The 18628-nt window shown below is 61.4% G+C and carries 12 protein-coding genes; 1 reads left to right on the top strand and 11 read right to left on the bottom strand.

Going from position 1 to position 18628, the window contains the following annotated elements:
• Nucleotides 1-29: 29 nt before the first annotated feature.
• The 8 genes from ACQRBR_RS00150 to ACQRBR_RS00115 all read right to left on the bottom strand — a co-directional run bounded on the left by ACQRBR_RS00150 (nt 30) and on the right by ACQRBR_RS00115 (nt 13308).
• On the bottom strand, nt 30-1160 hold the full coding sequence (locus ACQRBR_RS00150; protein WP_427811959.1) for a double-cubane-cluster-containing anaerobic reductase: 1131 nt from the start codon (nt 1158-1160) through the stop codon (nt 30-32).
• A 50-nt stretch (nt 1161-1210) separates the two neighbouring features.
• A complete protein-coding gene (locus ACQRBR_RS00145) occupies nt 1211-1975 on the bottom strand; it encodes an acyl-CoA dehydratase activase (RefSeq protein WP_427811958.1) in 765 nt (254 codons plus the stop codon).
• Nucleotides 1966-2772, bottom strand: coding sequence for an ABC transporter ATP-binding protein (locus tag ACQRBR_RS00140; protein WP_427811957.1), 807 nt, complete (start codon nt 2770-2772; stop codon nt 1966-1968). The genes ACQRBR_RS00145 and ACQRBR_RS00140 overlap by 10 nt, the downstream gene beginning before the upstream one ends.
• A gap of 6 nt (nt 2773-2778) precedes the next feature.
• Nucleotides 2779-3615, bottom strand: coding sequence for an ABC transporter permease (locus ACQRBR_RS00135; protein WP_303880101.1), 837 nt, complete (start codon nt 3613-3615; stop codon nt 2779-2781).
• Nucleotides 3616-3699: 84 nt separating this feature from the next.
• Complete coding sequence (locus ACQRBR_RS00130) at nt 3700-4806, bottom strand: ABC transporter substrate-binding protein (RefSeq protein WP_427811956.1); 1107 nt, start codon at nt 4804-4806, stop codon at nt 3700-3702.
• Nucleotides 4807-5282: 476 nt separating this feature from the next.
• Nucleotides 5283-8840: a PEP/pyruvate-binding domain-containing protein gene (locus ACQRBR_RS00125; protein WP_303880103.1), complete on the bottom strand. Its 3558-nt coding sequence runs from the start codon at nt 8838-8840 to the stop codon at nt 5283-5285.
• A gap of 99 nt (nt 8841-8939) precedes the next feature.
• Complete coding sequence (locus ACQRBR_RS00120; RefSeq protein WP_427811955.1) at nt 8940-12641, bottom strand: pyruvate carboxylase; 3702 nt, start codon at nt 12639-12641, stop codon at nt 8940-8942.
• 13 nt (nt 12642-12654) lie between these two features.
• Nucleotides 12655-13308 (bottom strand): biotin--[acetyl-CoA-carboxylase] ligase, encoded by a 654-nt coding sequence (locus ACQRBR_RS00115; protein WP_427811954.1) that lies wholly within the window; start codon nt 13306-13308, stop codon nt 12655-12657.
• A gap of 136 nt (nt 13309-13444) precedes the next feature.
• On the opposite strand from ACQRBR_RS00115, the gene ACQRBR_RS00110 reads away from it, so the two are divergent.
• On the top strand, nt 13445-14551 hold the full coding sequence (locus ACQRBR_RS00110; RefSeq protein ID WP_427811953.1) for a polynucleotide adenylyltransferase: 1107 nt from the start codon (nt 13445-13447) through the stop codon (nt 14549-14551).
• Here ACQRBR_RS00110 and ybeY read toward each other — a convergent pair.
• Genes ybeY through ACQRBR_RS00095 form a run of 3 tightly spaced genes read right to left on the bottom strand, consistent with a single transcriptional unit; the run spans nt 14548 to nt 18552 of the window.
• Nucleotides 14548-14979, bottom strand: coding sequence for an rRNA maturation RNase YbeY (gene ybeY / locus ACQRBR_RS00105; protein ID WP_427811952.1), 432 nt, complete (start codon nt 14977-14979; stop codon nt 14548-14550). The two genes, ACQRBR_RS00110 and ybeY, sit on opposite strands and share 4 nt — an antisense overlap.
• On the bottom strand, nt 14976-17594 hold the full coding sequence (locus tag ACQRBR_RS00100) for an HD family phosphohydrolase (protein ID WP_427811951.1): 2619 nt from the start codon (nt 17592-17594) through the stop codon (nt 14976-14978). The genes ybeY and ACQRBR_RS00100 overlap by 4 nt, the downstream gene beginning before the upstream one ends.
• Nucleotides 17563-18552 (bottom strand): PhoH family protein, encoded by a 990-nt coding sequence (locus ACQRBR_RS00095; protein ID WP_168936073.1) that lies wholly within the window; start codon nt 18550-18552, stop codon nt 17563-17565. The genes ACQRBR_RS00100 and ACQRBR_RS00095 overlap by 32 nt, the downstream gene beginning before the upstream one ends.
• Nucleotides 18553-18628 lie beyond the last annotated feature (76 nt).

The following is an 18628-nucleotide window of genomic DNA, read 5'->3' as shown; positions in this document are numbered from 1 at the left end:
ATACGACGGACGAGCTGCAGAAAGCTTCCTCAGGCCAGCATCTCCAAGAAGGCTTCCAGCCGGACCTTGAGCTGCTCCGTATCCGTACCTGAATAATCCGTCACCACCTGCAGGAAAGGCAAGCCCAGATCTTCGCGCACGAATTTTTTGACGCTCCAGGACTCTACATCATACGGCTGGCAGCCCTGCCATGTCAGATCGACCACGGCATCCACGGCAAAATCCCGGGCCAGATCCCTCAGGATGCTGTAGCGGTGGGGATTGGGAGACATGACGGCGCAGTGCATGTCCAGATAGCGGCGGGCCAGGATGTCCAGGGCATCCCCCTCTTCTTCCATGTTCAGTAGGACTTTCTTGTAACAGGTGCAGTTGTCGATACAGACCACGCTGGCACCGCATTCTTCCAGCAATTGCACGACCTTGTGCGACCCCATACCCGTGGGGACGCCTGTCAGCAGGATACGGGGAGCATCCGGAGCCACAGCCGCCGGGGCGTCCTGCAATTCCGCGTGGATGGCCTCCAGCAAGCGGATGGCCTGCTCATAGTCCGGCATGAACGAGGCCCGGAAGCAGATGTCCAGCAAATCGAGCCCCCGCAGGGGCGATGGGCGCCGACGGGCCAGATCAAGCACCTTTTTCAGGGCCTGACGCAGGCGGGACGTCAGATCCATGGCAGCCCGCAGCTTCTCTTCCGTTATCCGGACATCAAAGTCCTGTTCCAGGCGGGCCACCAGCAAGGCGTACTGCTCCCGCCAGTAGGCATGAGCGCGCTCATCCTGGATCTGCGGAAGCTGCAGGACCATCACGGGCTTGTAGGCAGCCAGCAGTTCATACATCTTTTTCTTGCCGTCACAGGTGGCATCCGCCACCACGATGTCAGAAGCCGCCAGATAGGGGCAGCTGTCCTGCAGGGCAAAGCCGAAGCTGCTCTTGATCAGGGGACACAGACAGCGCGGCAGCACCTCTTCCGCCACAGGGATGGAGTCCTGCTTCGTACCGCACAACGAGACAGGTACGGCACCTGCCGCAAGGGCGATCTCCAGTGGGGAATAGATGCAGAACTGCCCCACTACCTTGCGGCCTTTTTCTTTGGCTTCCTGCAGGGCCAACACGTTACGGCTGGTCACATCCCGAAAATGTTCAAGACTGGCGTATGTCATCTTTATTCTCCCATGCGCTCCGGGCCTTGCCGATGCGCGTCGTTACGTTATCAGCGAGCCGCCACAAGGGCCGCGCCCAAAGCTCCCACAGTCTGGGGATCGTCAGGGACATTGACCGGCACTCCAAGTTCTGCCGCAAGCAGTTCGCTGAATGCCGGACTGATCGCCAGCCCTCCGGTAAAGGTGCACTCTCCCCTCAGCGGGATACGTGCAGCCAGCCCCCGCATACGGCGTGCGATGGACAAGAACACCCCGGCAGCGATATCGGCCGGAGCCGTCCCCTGCGCCAGCAGCCCGATGATCTCGGTCTCCGCGAAAACGGCGCACATGCTGGATATGGATACGGGGTTGCCGGTGGCGGCGGCCTGCCCCAGCTCCGGCAGCTCCATGCCCAGGATGCCGGACAAGACCTGCAAAAAACGTCCTGTCCCGGCCGCGCATTTGTCATTCATGACAAAATCTTGCACGGCGCCGTCTTCCACGGCGATGACCTTGCTGTCTTGTCCGCCGATATCCAGTACCACGCCCGTGGCAGGAAAAAGCCAGGAGGCACCGCGCGCATGGCAGGAGATCTCGGTCACGACCTTGTCGGCAAAGGGCAAGGCCACACGGCCATAGCCCGTGCCGACCACACGCCGCAGGGCTGCCGGCTCCACTCCCGCGGCACGGCAGGCGGCCTGCAGCACTTGTTCCCCGGATTCACGGCTGTTCCAGCCGGTGGGCAGAACGGCCCGCCCAAGAACGATCTTTTTTCCCTCGTCCAGCACTACGGCCTTGGCGGCCACAGAGCCCACATCCACTCCAGCTACCGGCATGGACAGCCTCCCGCATCATTTTTTCGCTCATCGCGCACGGCCCCGGCACTTGTATCCAGCATTTCCAGGATGGAAGCCGTCAGGCGCGCATACTCAGGATCCCCACGGTGGCGGGGCCGGGGGATGTCCACCGGCACGACAGCGCGGACCGTTCCCGGACGCGCCGACATGACCACGACCCTGTCAGCCAGATATACGGCCTCGTCCACCCCGTGGGTCACGAAAAGGATGGTGGTCTTGTGATGCTGCCAGATGCGCAGCAGCTCCCGTTGCAGCAGGATACGGGTATGCGCATCCAGCGCCCCGAACGGTTCATCCATCAGCAGCACGTCAGGCCTGTTGGCCAGGGCCCGCGCTATGGCCACGCGCTGCCGCATACCGCCGGAAAGTTCATGGGGCATGGCGCGGGCAAAAGCGGAAAGATCCACCAGCTCCAGATATTCGCGCGCCACCTTGCGACGTTCTTCGCGGCCTTTCCCGGCAAATTCAAGGCCCAGAGCCACATTGTCTTCCACCGTGCGCCAGGGCAGCAGGGAATATTCCTGGAACACCATGCCCACTTCACGGCGCGGAGTCTTCACCGGCTGGCCCCGGTACAGGATCTCACCTTCACTGACGGGCTCAAGTCCGGCAGCCATGCGTAAAAACGTCGATTTGCCGCAACCGCTGGGCCCCACGATGCAGATGAATTCATTCTCCCGCACATCCAGATCCAGTCCCTTCAGGGCCAGCACTTCACCTTCACGCAAGCGAAAGCGCTTGCGCACCTTTCGGGCAGAAAGCACACTTTCCGTCATACGCGCCTACCGGGAAAATTGTTTCCACGCATACTTGCGTCGCTCTATCCACTGAAAAGCCATGTCCAGCAAGGCTCCCACCACACTGATGCTGATCATGCCGGCAATGACCACATCCGTACGTCCCACGGTATAGGCGTGTGTGATCAGATAGCCCACCCCGGAAAGGCTGCCGGGCAGCATCTCCGCGGAAACCAGACACATCCACGCTACCCCGAGGCCTATGCGCAGGCCATTGACGATGGACGGAGCCGCGGCGGGCAGCAGGATCTTGGTGAAGATATCCCGTTCGGACGCCCCCAGAACCCGGGCCGAATCCACCAGTGTGCGGTTGACCGTCTGCACACCATGCACGGCACTAGTCAGGATAGGAAATAATGCGCCGATGAAGATGATGAACAACATGGATATCTTTAAATTATTAAGATAATAGTATAATTCGCTTCGCGGCAGGCCTATGGCCGTTGCCAGACTGCTGACGCCGAACCAGGCCAGCACCAGCGGTACCCAGGCCAGAGGCGGGATGGGGCGAAACATGCCCAGAAAAAGATTGAGCAGGCGATGCAGGCCAGCATAATAGCCCATGGCCACCCCCAAAGGCACTCCCAGCAGCACGGCTGCCGCATACCCACAGAGGACCCGCACCAGACTGATGCCGATATTGCCTGCCAGCGTGCCCATGGCGATGACATTGTCCAGCGGGTGCGCCAGCAGGGCCCCGATCTCCTCCAGCGGAGGAAGGATAAGGCTGTTGCCCACCAGCGTCGCCATGGATTCCCATACGATAAAGAAGAGCACAGGCACCAGAAGAGGCGCCGCCCAAAAGATGATTCGTCCCGGCATAGTCGACCTGCAAGCAATGAGTGGCCTGCGGCAGAGGCTCATCCTCTGCCGCAGGAAAAGGAACGCGGTTACAGAGAGATCCGGCTATTTTCCGGTATCAAGGAACGAATCGTTGATCAGCAGGGGGCGGGCCTGTTCCATGGTCTTGTGACGCAAGCTGCCGCTGAACTTGTTCATGCTGTCCAGGATACGCAGATAGGTATCCGCGCCGCGCAGCCAGCTGTCATTGAAGCTTCCCAGGAACACAAGGCTGGACTTCCGCCCGGCCTCGGGCGGCAGACCAATCCACTGGGCGGCGATCTCACCGGCCTGCTGGGGATGGGCATTGCACCAGGCCCCCACGCGGGAGATCAGGGCCACGAAAGCCCGGACCACTTCAGGATGCTTGGCGATCATTTCTTCAGAGGCCACCCCCACACAGCAGGGGAAGTTGGCCCACTGCCCGGCGGGAGGCAGTTCGCCCAGATTGACCAGCACCTTGCCGATGCCGCGCGTCTGGGCCACTTCGGGGAAGGGCGAAGGACCGACAACAGCTTCCACCTGTCCGGCGGTCAGGGAGGCCAGCAGGTTACTGGTCTCTTTCAGGTCCACCAGCAGGACATCCGCCTTGCTGTCCGAAGGATCAAGCGTCACCTTGAGCCCGGCTTTGACCAGCGCGCCTTCCAGCACGATCTTGGGAGCACTGGTAGGCGAATGGAAGCCGATCTTGACGGGCTCCTTGCTGTCCTTCACCCGCTGCAGCAGGCTTTCCCAGCTGGTCAGGGAAGAATCCTTGGGCACCACCAGCGCCATGCCTTCCGTCTGCAGCGGGCAGACGATCTTCATGGGCGTCCCCTTGTCGATGCCGGCCATGATGGCCGTGATGGAGGCGATGCCCATATCCAGATGCTTCTGGGCAAAAAGCGTGGCGGTCTCGGAACCGCTCTTGGCCACGACCAGATCGAGGATGGCAATGGGTTTGCCGTCCTTGATGAGCTCATAGCTTTCGCGTTCCACAAGAGGTTTCAGATAGACGCCCAGATTTCGGAAGGCCTCACCGCGTGAAGCTGCGACCTGGAATGGGGAATGGTGGGTGGTGAAGATGAAACCAGTCTTGAAGGCCGGCAGTTCAGCGGCAACAGACATGGAACACAGACCCAGCACAGCGATGCCGGCCAAAGCCAGCCTGCGAAGGGTGGACGGAACGAACATGGGCAACCCCCTTTTTGTGATGATGCGACCACCATGGTCGCAAAACGGCAGGCCATCCTGCCGTTGGGCACAAAAAAACCGCGCGAGACTGCGCGGAAGTGATGGGGTGTTGCGAGCTTGCCCGGAGAAAGGCGACGGAAAATAGGCGTCAGCAAACCGTCTGCGGCGACAAGGACATACAGCCCCACCACAGACAGCGTCAGGTCAGACCAGACAGAAGCATGCGCCAACTATCCATATTCTCTCCAGAAATACTACACCAGATATATTTTGAGCATACGAAGGAAGGAATACAAAGTAAAGTACCCTCCCCTATTCTCTTGAAAGTTTTTCCAAAACAAGCAGCTATGAGACCTTTCCCTATCGCCGGGAGGATCACGACAGTCCTGAAAGAAAAAAGGGGGCGCTTTGGGCGCCCCCTTTATCATCAACGTATCCGCGAACCGGCTCAGAACCGACTCGCGAACCGGTACAGGTTAGAACTTGATCTTGCGGTATTCTTCCAGGGCAGCAGCCTGCTCTTCGAAGGAAGCGAAGCCGGCCTGATGCAGGGCGTCTTCCACCGTGCTGCTCCAATCCCAGGTCGCGTAGATGACGGGCTTGTGGAACATGGAGCGGAAGCTTTCCAGCTCGGTGCGGTAGAAGGATTCCTTGGGGGTATCCAGATGCTCACGCAGCTGTTCGTGACGACGCTGCAGTTCGCCTTCGTACCATTCCTGGATATCCTGGGGCAGCGTGTACTTCTTCAGGATGTGGCCGTAACCGGCCTCTTCCATCAGCTTGGCCAGACGCTGATGATGCTGCTTGCCCAGCCATTCGCCCAGCTTGGACGTGGGGATGTTCTCAGCTTCCACAGCGGCGATGTCGAACACGGTCTGGAAGTAGGTATCCGGCACCACCGAAGCGGAGACGATACCGGCGATGGCCACCAGACCGCGCAGGATCACGCTGTTGGAGATACCCTGACCGCAGAAGCCCACCTTCTTACCGTACTTCTGGCCGGTGAAGATGCTGACCAGGATGGCCCAGACCACGGCGGGATCTTCTTCGTCGTAGATGTGGCCCAGACGCGCGTTGTCGCGGTCCGTGGCCAGCACCATCTGGGTCATGTCGTTGGAACCGATGGAGAATCCGTCGAATTCCTGGATGAACTGCTTGGCCAGGATGGCGTTGGAGGGGATTTCCGACATCTGGATGATGCGCAGGCCGTCCTGACCGCTGGTCAGCTTGTGCACCTGGCTCAGGTAGGTCCGCATGGAGCGGGCTTCTTCCAGGGTACGCACGAAGGGCAGCATCATCTGCAGGTTGGAACCGCCGTACACGCCGCGGGCCAGCTTGAAGGCTTCGATTTCCCAGTCGTGGATATTGCGGGACACACCGCGGTAACCCAGCATGGGGTTGTCTTCGTGATGTTCGAAGAGGTTGCCGCCCAGCAGGTTGCGGTATTCGTTGCTCTTGAAGTCCGTGGTACGGTACACGATGGTCTTGCCGTAGAAGGCCATGGCAAACAGGGCCAGGTTCTGGGCCAGCGTCTGCACATAGTGTTCCTTACCGGTACGAAAACCGCGGGACTTGATGATGGCGCGGATCTTTTCGGGCAGAGCGCGCACATCGTCCATTTCCTTCTTCAGGCCGCCACGCAGGCTCACTTCTTCACGCAGGCGGGCAATATTGCCCAGCAGAGAAGTCACCACGGGCAGATCCTTGATGCGCTTCACATGCTCTTCCACCGAAGCTTCGATCTCGGCGATGCGCTTGGCCGATTCGGGATCGGAAGGCGAAAGCAGGGCCAGCTCGTCGTCGTAGCCCATGATGATGCGCACATGATCGGCCAGATCCACGGAGGTCTTGAGGATCTCCAGGCGGCGAGAAGCCATTTCCATATGCTGGTCGATCTTGTGGTCGAGCTCACGCATCTTGCGGTGCTGCAGCAGCACTTCTTCAGCGCTGAGGCTGCGGTCGGCGTCCACCAGAGCGGAGACTTCGGCATTGAGGCCGGTCACTTCGCCCACGTATTCACGCAGGTTGAAGTTGAACACGATGAGACCGGCAGCCATCTGCTCGCGCAGGACCTTGGAAAGGTTGTCTTCCAGTTCCTTGAGCTTGCCCTGCACCACGTCTTCCAATTCGCCGTTGTCGAAGGCTTCCAGAGCCTGGGGATGGATGCTGATGTTGCCCAGCATGAACTCGGCACGCAGCAGACCCACTTCGAACTGCGGGAACTCGCGCAGACGGGAGAGGAACAGGGCCTGGCCCACGTCCGCCAGCACCAGACCGACCTTGGTCTTGGTGGTGGGCAGTTTGGCCACGTCCATTTCGCCGCCCACTTCGCGCAGGGGCAGCAGACCGCGGTACACCCGGCCGCGGGTACCGTCGACGGTCACTTCCACGCCATCCAGGGCGCGCAGCACATCCAGACGCTGGATGCCGATGACGGCGGCGATACCCAGTTCACGCGAGGTGATGGCGGCGTGGCTGGTATCGCCACCCACGTCGGCCATGATGGCGGAGGCCACGCGCATGCCGGGCACCATGTCGGGGTCGGTACGTTCGGCGGCCAGCACGTCGCCCTTGGCGACCTTGTTCAGTTCCAGGGCCGAACGCAGGAAGCGCACGGTACCGTGACCGGCACCGCGGGAGGCGCCGTTGCCTTCCACCAGCACTTCGGCATTGGCAGCAGCCTTGGCGTCCACTTCGCGACGGCGCATGAAGATGGTGGTAGGATGCAGTTCCAGCTCTTCGTTCCAGCGGGTCTCGGGGCGGGCCTGCACAAACCACAGTTTGTCGTTGGCGTCGATGCAGAATTCCGTGTCCATGATCATGCCGCCGTAAGCCTTGCTCACGGCACGCACGCCCTTGGCCACACGCTCGGCCTGGCTCAGGGACAGGGCCCAGCGCAGGGCCTCCAGTTCGGGCACGGGCACTTCACGGGTACCACCACGTTCGTCATAGACGATCTTCATGTCCTTGCAGCCCATCTGACGGATGACGACTTCGCTGCCGTCATCACGCTGGAAGACATAAAGTTTGTCGGGGGTCACCTTGCCGCCCACCACAGCTTCGCCCAGACCGTAGCTGGTATCGATGCTGACCAGGTCCTTGCGGGAGGTACCGCGGCAACCGGTGGAAGTATCGGCGGAGAAGGCCGTACCGGAGATCACGGGGTTGATCATCTGCATCATGCAGACGGAAAGCGAGGTGTTCTCGATGGCCCATTCCTGCTTGGCGTTGGTAGCGATGGCTTCATCGCCGGTCTCTTCAGCGCGGGCGATGGCATCGAGGATGGCCTCGCGGCGATAGGTCATGGAGCGCAGGTTGTACGCGGAAGCACAGTCCCAATGGTAGGCTTCCACGACCTTGGCCGGGCCCACCATGTTGAGGTAGGTGTCCTGCAGACCGGCAAAGGCTTTTTTGCGGGAGTCTTCACCGGCAGCCGAGGAACGCACGGCCACAGGGGTCATGTCGTCACCGTTCTCGTTGCAGATGGAGAGATAGGCACCGCGCACGGCCTCATCCACGTCCTGGGGAAGATCCACGGACAGGATGGCGGCCTGCACCATCACAGAGCGTTTGCGCAGCTGGTCGATACCTTCGGGAGAAGTAGCAAAGCCTTCCACGATGGTATTGATGAAGGTGCGCAGTTTGGTGTGGGACTGGTCCCCTTCCGCAGCGGCAGCGTCATGGATCTGCTTGCCGAGCTGGCGGACGAACTTCTGCAGGAAGTCGGGGTCCTGGTTGATTTCGGGATCATTCCAGTCGATACGGCCGTACTCGCGGTCGACGACCGCGCGAACGATACGCCCGGTAACCTTGGTCTCATCCAGCACCCTGTGGAAGGCGAGCGAAGAGATGGCGCGGAAATAAGGCGCCTGGATACCTTCGATCTGGCTGATGAGGGCCGTGTTGTAGTTCTTGCCACCCACAAGCAGCTCGGCTTCTTCGCCGATCGCCACGATGTCGGCGCCGGTCAGCACCAACTTTTTGCGGATAGCTTCCGGGGATTCCTCTTTCTTAGTGGCAGCCGTTTTGGCCATGACTTCCTCCGTTATACCAGGAAAGAAAGCTTTTGATTGCAATCATCATACCCTAGCAGGCACATCCTGTCCACAATGCGGCGCAAATGCGCCACACGGCTAGATCACGCGGGATCCGCAGTAAGGACAGAAGGAGACATTGTCCATGGGGATAGGCTGTGCGCAGGCTTCGTTGCTGCAAATACGCGGCACGGGGCCCAGTTCGACGAGCAGCTCGCCTTCGCGCACAGATACCATCTGCTTGTTTTCCTTGAAGTCGGCCGTCTTCAGCACGCGCTTCACGACACCATCCACAGGAGCCAGCACAGCCTTTTCCTGCTTCATGATGGACACGTTGAACAGTTCCTCGCCAGCCTTCACGATGTCGCCGGGGTGGACGTACATGACCCACAGGTCGCCGTTGCTGGGCGAAGCCACATGGAACTTGTTGGCAGGATCCGCCATGGTCAGGCCCTTGGCCTTCTGGCCCGTGGGCTGGGCGACCTGCACTTCGCAGCTCATGATCTCGGAGTCCAGCACGTAGCGGCAGATGACGACACCGGCATCGTTGGGACGGGAGATGCTCAGCAGCAGCAGATGGTGGGGCTTACCGCTGCGGTCATTGAAATAGAGGTCCTGGCCGGGCTTGAGACCTTCGAACCAGACATGCAGAGGCAGGTTGTTGGGATCGCCGTACTGCATGCGGAACTGCATGGTCTTGAGGGCATCGGCCGGATGGTTCAGGTACAGGACGAATTCTTCCTTGGTGGGCTTGCGCTTCAACAGTTCGGTGCAGGCAGCCTCTTCGGCGGCCAGGTTCACGTCCGGCAGACTTTCCAGAGGCGAGACTTCCGTACGGTTGGCGATGGCGCTCTTCCACTCGGAGCCAAAGGCGCTTTCGTAGACCCAGTCCGCAGGGAAGCCCAGCGGCAGACGGCCGAACTTGCCCAACAGCAGCTTGCGGAAGGCGTCGTTGCAATCCTGGTAGATGTTCAGGCGGGCCTTGCGCATCTCGCTGGACAGCTCGGATTCGGGCGTACGGGTGACTTCGTTGAGCACTTCGAGCAGGAAACGGACTTCCTCCTCGCCGCCGCGCTTCCAGGCCCCGGTGACCGCCAGGAAGGCGGTATTCCAGGTAATCTGGGAACCGGGCGTCACGTCGTGATAACGGACGATCTGGCGGGTCCCTTCCAGGAACTTGAGCATGTAGGGCAGCAGATGGATGTAGCCCTGCTTCATGGCACCTTCCTGCGAAGAGGAAGTAGCACCACCAGGCATGCCGTGACGGGTCACATCGTAGTCGATGCCCTTGAAGTACGGCGAGCAGTAGCGGTCATAGTAGGGCATGATCTGCTTGCAGACGAAATTGGCGTCGCGGATAGCATCCTTGTTCAGATGGCACTCCAAACCCAGCTCGTCTTCCATGTAGGCCACCGTGGCCAGCACGTCGCCCTGCCCGTAAGAGCGGACAGCGGAGCCCAGACCCACGTCGATGATGTGGGCACCGGCCTTAGCCGCGGCCCCGCAGGCGGGAATGAACAGGCCGTCGGTGCAGTGGCGGTGATAGTGCAGCACCAGTTCGGGCCAGCGCTTGCGCAGGGCCGTCACCAGCTCGGTCATGAAGCGCGGCGGGCAGACACCGGCCATATCCTTGAGGCCGAGGATGATGCTGCGGGCAGCAGCCTTTTCATCGGCGCCCATGATATCGGCCATCATGCGCAGGATATTCTCGGTCACGCCCAAGTAATGATTGACGTCGAAGCCCTTGGCCCACGAAAGAGAGATGGCGGGCTGGAAGACCACGTCCTTGCGATCCATGACCACTTCGGCGATGGGACGCATGTTCTCCACATGGTTCAGGAAGTCGAAGCAACGCACCACTTCGTAGTGATCGCAGATCATCTCGCCGGTCAGGCGCATGAGGTTGCGCGGCTGCGGCGTGTAGCCCAGCACGTTGGTGGAGCGCACCAGCAGCTGCTTGAGCGTCTTGGGGGCGAAGCTCTTCCACTCCTTCGCTTCGGAGAAGGGATAGGTCATGTTGGCCAGCATGGCCACATGGAAGTGGGCGCCACCGCCGTTCTCGATGGAGAAGTAACCGGCATTGTCCAGATAGGGACCGATCAGGCGGTCTTCGGCCAGACGGAAGCGGTTGCCGGAGTTGGACTGGGTGAAGTCACGCGGCGTGGTATCCGTGAAGTGCACGTAGCCGCTGTCGCGGATGAAGTCCAGCAGGGCGCGGCGGTCGCCCTGGGGATAGGGAGACGGCTGGCGGCGCAGCTGGCTGGAAATGGGCGGCAGCACGGGATCGAAGGCGCCCAGGCGGGGCGTGGTGACGGAACGGTATTCCCCAAGCTGCACATGGGGGTTGTAGCCCTTGGCGGAGATCTCCGCCACCAGACGGGCCAGACGTTCGCTTTCGGGGGCCACGTCCCGGTACTGCATGAGCTCGGGATGGTTGGCCACGAAGTTGGTATTGATCTCGCCCTTGCGGAACAGGGGATGCTTGAGGATCTGGCGGTGGAAGGGGATGGTGGTCTTGATGCCGCCGATGATGTACTCGCTCAGGGCGCGGTCCATGATGCCCAGGGTCTTTTCCCAGTCGTGGGCATAGGCGATGAGCAGGGAACCGGCCGAGTCATAGTTGGCCGGGAATTCATAACCGGCGCTGATGTTGGAGTCCAGACGCACACCGGGGCCGCCAGGCGACACGTAACGGGTGATCAGACCGGCATTGGGAGCGAAGTTCTCCTGCGGGTTCTCGCAGTTGATACGCACCTGCATGGCACAGTAGGAGGGGCGCAGGTTCTCTTCGCGGTAGCGCAGTTCCGCACCAAAGGCCACGGCAATCTGCTCTTCCACCAGGTCGATGCCGTAACGGCATTCGGTGATGCCGTGTTCCACCTGCAGGCGGGTGTTGACTTCGATCATGTAGGGCGTGCCGTCGGGCGTGACCAGGAATTCCACCGTGGCCAAAGAGTGATAGCCCACAGCGCGCACCAGGCGACGGGCGTAGTCCTTGAGCTGTTCGCGCAGCTGGCGGGTCATGCCCGGCCAGGGCGAAGGCGTGATCTCGACGAGCTTCTGGTGGTTGCGCTGCACGGTGCAGTCGCGCTCGTCAAAGGCAAAGACATTGCCGTACATGTCGGCGATGACCTGGATCTCGATGTGGCGCACATCGGCCAGGAATTTTTCCACGAACAGGCGCGGGTTGCCGAAAGAGGCCTGGGCCATGGTGGAGGCCTTGAAGAAGGCGTCTTCCAGCTCGGCTTCGTTATGGATGGCGAAGATGCCGCGGCCACCGCCGCCGCCTTCGGCCTTGAGCATGATGGGCAGGCCGATCTCGGAGATCAGCTGGCGGGCAGTGGCGATATCCACGGCCCCGTCGGAACCGGGCACCACGGGGATACCCAGCTTGCGGGCCACGGCGCGGGCCTGCACTTTGTTGCCCAGCAGGTTCATGGCTTCAGCGGTGGCACCGATAAAGGTGATACCGGCCTCCTTGCAGCGCTGGGGGAAACGGGTGTCCTCAGAGGCAAAGCCCCAGCCGGGATGGATACCGACCACGCCGCGCTGGCGGGCTTTGTCGATGATGCGGTCAATATCCAGGTAAGCGCGGGGATCGGGTCCGAGCAGAATCAGTTCCTTGGCAGTGGATGCTGACGGCGCAGTTTTATCCACATCGGTGGCTGTCATGGCAGCGACGGCGTCAAAGCGTTCGCGGATGGAGCGACAGATGCGGCGGGCGGGAATGCCACGGTTGGCGACAAGGATCACCTTGCCCTTGAGAAATTCCTGGACGTCTGCAAAGGATTTGTTGGCCATGCCTTTTTGCCCTTTAGTAATGATGCGAAAGACGCAGGCTTCCGCTGTAAAAAACCTCCTGCCGGCCATTGCGCGACAGGCACAGTCCTCCATCATGGCACAGCCCTGTCAGAATGCCCTCGACGACCTCATCGCCGTCGTCGAGACAAACGCAGGACCCGCGCCAGAGCAGGAAGCTCTCGGCGAGATCCTTCCAGTTTTTCTTTAGAGAACCGCCGGTACTATACTCGCAAAACAGGCAGTTTACAAGTTGATACCATAGGCTCTCGGCGGTAAGAAATATTTTTTGTGATTTTTTTAGGCCCGAAACAAGGGCCTTCGCGGGCATGGCGGCTCCTGCGCGCAAGGTCTCGGCCGACGGGGCCCAGGCCACATTGATACCGATGCCCGCCAGCAAAACGCCCCCTCTTTCTTCCAGGAGTATTCCTGCCACCTTGGCGGGAGTGTCCCCATCCAGTACGGCGAGGTCGTTGGGCCATTTGAGACGTACCGCAAAGCCCAGCTTTCCCAGAGCGGACGCCAGCATGGCCCCGGTCACGGTAGAGGCCGCGGAACTGGCGAACGGTTCCTGCATGGGGAGCCGCAGTGCCGCATAAATATTACCGGCGGGCGAGACCCAGTTCCGGCGCAGCTGCCCCCTGCCCTGCCGCTGGCTGCTGACCAGCACGCTCTGCCAGGGTGCCAACAGTCCGCGCCGGGCCAGGGTATGCCCCACATCCAGTGCGGACGAGACCTCACCGAAACGCCAGACCTCAGGCCGCCCGGCCCTTTGCTCCTGCGCCCCGTTATGGCATGATGTCGTCATGAAGACCTACCTTGTTGGCGGTGCCGTCCGTGACATCCTGCTGGGACAGGCACCGGTTGAGCTGGATTATGCCGTGGACGGAGACGATGCCGCCTTTCTGGCGACGCATCCCGATGCCGCCCGCGTGGGGAAAAGCGTTCAGGTCTGTCTGTGGCACGGCTGTGAGTTCATGCCGCTTCGCGGTGGGAGCCTGCCTGCGGATCTGGCCGCCCGTGACCTGAGCGTCAATGCGCTGGCTCTGGATGCCGGCGGGCATGTGCATGCCCATGCCAAGACGCTGGATGATCTGGAGCGCAGGCTTCTGCGTCCGGCCTCGCCCGATGCTTTCCGCAAGGATCCCCTGCGCCTTTTCCGGCTGGCCCGCTTTGCCTGCCGTCACCCGGACTGGCAGCTGCACCCCGATTGCCTCCGCCTGGCAGCGGAGGTACCGGAAAGCGTCCTGGCGGCCATCCCGGCGGAGCGGGTCGGCAGGGAGCTGCTCAAAGCTCTGGCCCTGCCCTGCCCCGGCCGCTTTCTGGAAGTCCTGGAGCAGCTCCACCTCTGGCGGCCGTGGTTCACGGAACTGGAAGCCATCGCCCGCATCCCCGCCGGGCCTGTACGCTGGCACAGCGGTTCGGTGCTCCAGCATACCGTCCGGGTCATGAACGCCGTGGCCGGCAACAGCCTGGCCGTCTGGATGGCCTTCTGCCACGATCTGGGGAAACTGCTGACTCCTGAGGAAGAACTACCCCACCACTACGGACATGAGCAGCGAGGGCTGGCGCTGGTACGCCTTCTGGCCAAACGTCTGCACCTGCCCGTCCGACAGGAAAAAGCAGGACTGCTGGCCTGCGAGCTGCATATGAAGGCCGGGCTGTATGACCGTTTGCGCCCCGGCACACGCCGGGACGTACTCTGGACAGTGGCCACGCGCGGCCTGATGAAGGAGTTCTGGAGCGTGGTGGATGCCGACAGCAAGCAGGACATCAGCAGCAAGGCACTGGAGGATACGGCCCTCCTCCGCACCATAGGGCTGCCGCCCCAATGGCAGAACAAGGGAGCGGAATCCGCCCGCAAATTGCGGGAACTGCACTGCCAGGCCCTGGTCGGCAGCAGGTCGGCCTAGCTCCAGACTTCCGCCTCGGCCCTGCTCCGGCACCAGTCGCAGAGGGCATCCATCTCTTCACCGTGGTCATACCCGGCCAGGTGCCCCACGGAATGCGCCAGCAGACGCAACAGATGCTCTGCCGGATCCTGTCCGTAAAGCAGGCACTCCCTGTTCAGCGTATCGAGAGAAAGGAGCATCACCCCCGGCAGGCTCTCATCACCGGGGAACGACAGCACATTGGTCGGGCCTGTGCAACCCATGTAGCGCTGATTGGCCCTGGCGATGCAGGCATCGTCCACCAGATGGGCTTCCACAGGGCCCAGCGGACAACCGGCCTCCCGCGCTGCGGAGGTCAGGACATCCAGTATCCTGCTTATCTGGCGTGGGGGCACAGGCAACAGCCAGGCCCCCGCCGGACAATGATCGATGACCCGGACAGCCATCATTCCCGCCCCGCCTGTTCTGTACGGGCCAGCTGTTCGGCTTCCAGCTTCTCCGCGGTTTCGACGGCGGCAGCGTCATGCACACGGCCGTGATGATGGCCGCTGTGGCTGTTCTCGGCTTTTTCTTCCGTTTCTTTGGCAGCCGGGGCATTCTCGTGCCCCTTGGCTTCGGCCTTGCTTTCGGCCGGGCGGGCTTCCGCGTTTTTGGCTTCCGCAGCCTTGCCTTCCTGCTTGCCTTCGTTCTTGGCCGGCGGATAGGCGATACGCTGATGGAAGATGCCCGTCAGGATGCGCTGGAAGTTCTCACTCAGGTAATGCAGATCCTTGAAGGTCAGTTCGGACTCGTCGAGCTGGCCTTCGGAGAAGATGCCCTTGATGATGGTATCGATGTGCGTCCTGATACGGGCAGGTGTGGGATCCGTCAGCGTCCGGCTGGAGGCCTCCACGGAGTCTGCCAGCATGAGGATGGCGGCTTCCTTGGTCTGGGGCCGGGGACCGGGATAGCTGAAATCCGATTCGCGCGGCCGCTCGCCCATATTGATGGCCTTCTGATAGAAGTAGCGGATGACGCGGGTCCCGTGATGCTGGCGGATGATGTCGATGATCTCCTGCCCCAGCTTGTAGCGCTCGGCCAGTTCCGTGCCCTTCTTGACGTGGGACGTGATGATGAGCGCACTCATGGACGGGGCCAGCTTGTCATGCTTGTTGGGACCGCCGAACTGGTTCTCGATGAAGTATTCGGGATAGGTCAGTTTGCCCGCGTCATGATACAGGGCCGCCACCTTGCACAGCAGGCTGTTGGCTCCGATGGCCTTAGCCCCGGCTTCCACCATATTGGCCACCACCAGGGAGTGATGATAGGTGCCGGGGATGGTCACCATCAGTTCCTGCATCAGGGGATGCTCAAGGCTCATAAGCTCCATGAGTCGGAAACGCGTACTGTAGCCAAAGGCCAGTTCCAGCACGGGGCTGACGGCGAACAGCAGGATCAGGGACAGAAGGCTGTTGATGGCCACGGCCCCCAGCTGCATGGGAAACTCGTTGGGCGAGATCTGCGCCAGCAGGGCCATGCCCAGCCAGATGAGTGACTGTCCCACCGTCAGGGGAATGATGCTCCAGACAACGTCCTGTCTGGTCTGGGCATTGGTCACCAGCCAGGTGGCCAGCATGCCGCCCAGGAAATGATACAGGAAGAAGGTGTAGTCCGCCTGGAACATGAGCATGGCAAAGAAACAGAGCAGCAGGCTCATGGTGCAGTAGCGGCGGGCGGCAAAGACCATGGCCACCAGCCCCACCCCCCCGGCGATGGGGAAGGCGACGGCATAATTGGCCATCAGCGTCAGGCTGTCGAAACGGGTGGCAAGGCAGAACGCCCCCTTGGCCCCCACGCTGAACAGGAACAGCACCAGCGAGATGAGCAGCATGTCCTTGCAGCGCAGCGGCGTTCCGGGCTTGCCGCTGGGCGCCACGAAGAAGCCGATGGACAGGATCAGGGAGAACAGGAAGGCCCCCAGTACCACGCCCCAGCGGACGGGATCGGCAGCGCTCTTATACAGGGTCTGCAGTTTGAGCTGCTGCTCGCGGCTCACCCTGTCCCCCTTGCGCACCACCAGCTCGCCTTTCTGGATCTGGTAAAAGACGGGCTCCACATTGGCCACCACGGCCTCACCGCGGCGCTGGGTCGTCTCGCGGTTGAGCGTCAGGGACGCCGGGACCGTGGCGGAAAGCAGGATATTGATGGCCCGGCGGGAATGGGCATTGAGGGAATCTTCCTGCCGCAGCAGGGACGAGATCTCGGCCAGGAAGGACTGCACATCGGGCAGCGTGGTCACTTCGGGGCGCAGCAGTTCCGAACCGTTGTCGAGATTGCGGATGACGACCCCGGCCCGTCCGGCTCTGGCGGAACGGATGTCGCCCACGAGGCCTTCGGCCAGACGATCCCGGATCAGCGGCATCAGGGTCTTGAGGAGGTACTGCTGCACTTCCGGCAAGGCCAGCTGGGGCAACACCTCTTCGGCCACCCGGGGCGTCAGTTCTTCCACCAGACGGCGGACAGAGGCCTCCCCTCTCGGAAGGTCCGCCAGATCTTCATCGGCTCTGGGCAGAGGACGCTGGGCGGCAACAGGCGCGGCAGGAGCGGGCGTGACCGGGGCTTCCCCGGCCTGCCCGACAGTAGGCGTGCTGTCCTCCGCTTCGGGAGCCGCCGGAGCAGCTTCTTCCGGCACAGGTTTGACGCTCTGCAAGCCCTTGTGGTCGGCCATCACGTTCAGATGATGCAGGATCCCCAGGATGCGGTTCTGGAACATCTCATAGGGCTGCATGCTCAGGTCGTAGACCGAGGGCTGGAGCATGAGCACCTGGCGCTGCCGGGCCTTGCTGGCCTGTACGTCTTCCACCAGGATGTCGCGGTCAGCGATGACGTCACTGTCCGCCACCTGCCCCGCCACATAGACGCGGCTTTCCGGTGTCAGATTGGCACCGGCCAGCAGCGAGAGGAAAAGCAGGGTCAGGATCAATACCAGCAGGCCGCGACCGCAGTGGTGACGCGTTCTCAGCGTCTGCCACAGGGCCACCATGCTGGAGGGTCTAGCTGTCTTTTTCGGCGTTGTCGTAGGCATTGACGATGGCTCCCACCAGAGGATGGCGCACCACGTCAGCCTTGCTGAAGTGGTGCACGGCAAGACCGGGGATCTTGTCCAGGATGGCCAGGGCATGGACGAGGCCCGAACGGGCCCGCCCGGAAGACGGGTTGACAGGCAGGTCGATCTGCGAGGTATCACCCGTGACCACCACGCGCGATCCAAAGCCCATGCGGGTCAGGAACATCTTCATCTGCTCGTGGGTGGTGTTCTGGGCTTCGTCCAGGATGATGAAGGCATCATTGAGAGTACGGCCACGCATGAAGGCCAGGGGGGCAACCTCGATGGTCCCCACTTCCAGCATGGATGCTACCTTGGGCTGGGGCACCATGTCGTGCAGGGCATCATACAGGGGACGCAGGTACGGATTGACCTTATCCGCCAAATCACCGGGCAGGAAGCCGAGGCGCTCCCCTGCTTCCACAGCAGGACGCGTCAGCACGATGCGCTTGACCTGATGCTGCTGCAGCATGGAGATAGCCATGGCCACCGCTAAATAGGTCTTGCCCGTACCGGCAGGCCCCACGGCAAAGACCATCTCGTTCCGACGCAGGATATCCAGATACTGCTTCTGGGCCACATTGCGGGCCGTCACCGTCTTGCGCGGCGTATTGACGAAGACAGCCTCCTGGAAGACCTGCCGCAGGTTGAGCCCGGGATCGGCCGCCAGCATGGCATAGGCCCGGGACATGTCCTGCTGACTGATGCTGATGCCGTTGCGCAGCATGTCATAGAGCTGCACGAAAAGCCGGTACAGACACTGCAGGACAGCATGGTCCGGACTGGAGAAAAAAACAGAAGCACCGCGGCTGCCTATCTGGGCACCGCTGGCAGCGGCCAGCAGGTCCAAATGGGCATTGCGGGGACCAAACAGCTGATTGGCCAGCAAAGGATCATCGAAATCGATCCTTTCCTGAGAAGATGAATATGAAGCCATGATTTTTGCCTAGCGTATTTTGGGCTTTCTGTCCATGAAAGGGCTTCCGGATCCGGCGCGCTATTTCTTAAAGTAT

This window comes from Desulfovibrio sp. SGI.133, assembly GCF_050313955.1.
Classification (GTDB): Bacteria; Desulfobacterota; Desulfovibrionia; order Desulfovibrionales; family Desulfovibrionaceae; genus Desulfovibrio.
The sequence above is the reverse complement of the archived record's forward strand: the minus strand, read 5'-3'. Positions and strand labels throughout refer to the sequence as shown.

Excerpts from the sequence above, each read along its gene's own strand:
- ACQRBR_RS00150 (WP_427811959.1), bottom strand. The coding sequence starts at position 1,160 with ATGACATACGCCAGTCTTGAACATTTTCGGGATGTGACCAGCCGTAAC.
- ACQRBR_RS00145 (WP_427811958.1), bottom strand. The coding sequence starts at position 1,975 with ATGCCGGTAGCTGGAGTGGATGTGGGCTCTGTGGCCGCCAAGGCCGTA.
- ACQRBR_RS00140 (WP_427811957.1), bottom strand. The coding sequence starts at position 2,772 with ATGACGGAAAGTGTGCTTTCTGCCCGAAAGGTGCGCAAGCGCTTTCGC.
- ACQRBR_RS00135 (WP_303880101.1), bottom strand. The coding sequence starts at position 3,615 with ATGCCGGGACGAATCATCTTTTGGGCGGCGCCTCTTCTGGTGCCTGTG.
- ACQRBR_RS00130 (WP_427811956.1), bottom strand. The coding sequence starts at position 4,806 with ATGTTCGTTCCGTCCACCCTTCGCAGGCTGGCTTTGGCCGGCATCGCT.
- ACQRBR_RS00125 (WP_303880103.1), bottom strand. The coding sequence starts at position 8,840 with ATGGCCAAAACGGCTGCCACTAAGAAAGAGGAATCCCCGGAAGCTATC.
- ACQRBR_RS00120 (WP_427811955.1), bottom strand. The coding sequence starts at position 12,641 with ATGGCCAACAAATCCTTTGCAGACGTCCAGGAATTTCTCAAGGGCAAG.
- ACQRBR_RS00110 (WP_427811953.1), top strand. The coding sequence starts at position 13,445 with ATGAAGACCTACCTTGTTGGCGGTGCCGTCCGTGACATCCTGCTGGGA.
- ybeY (WP_427811952.1), bottom strand. The coding sequence starts at position 14,979 with ATGATGGCTGTCCGGGTCATCGATCATTGTCCGGCGGGGGCCTGGCTG.
- ACQRBR_RS00100 (WP_427811951.1), bottom strand. The coding sequence starts at position 17,594 with ATGCCTACGACAACGCCGAAAAAGACAGCTAGACCCTCCAGCATGGTG.
- ACQRBR_RS00095 (WP_168936073.1), bottom strand. The coding sequence starts at position 18,552 with ATGGCTTCATATTCATCTTCTCAGGAAAGGATCGATTTCGATGATCCT.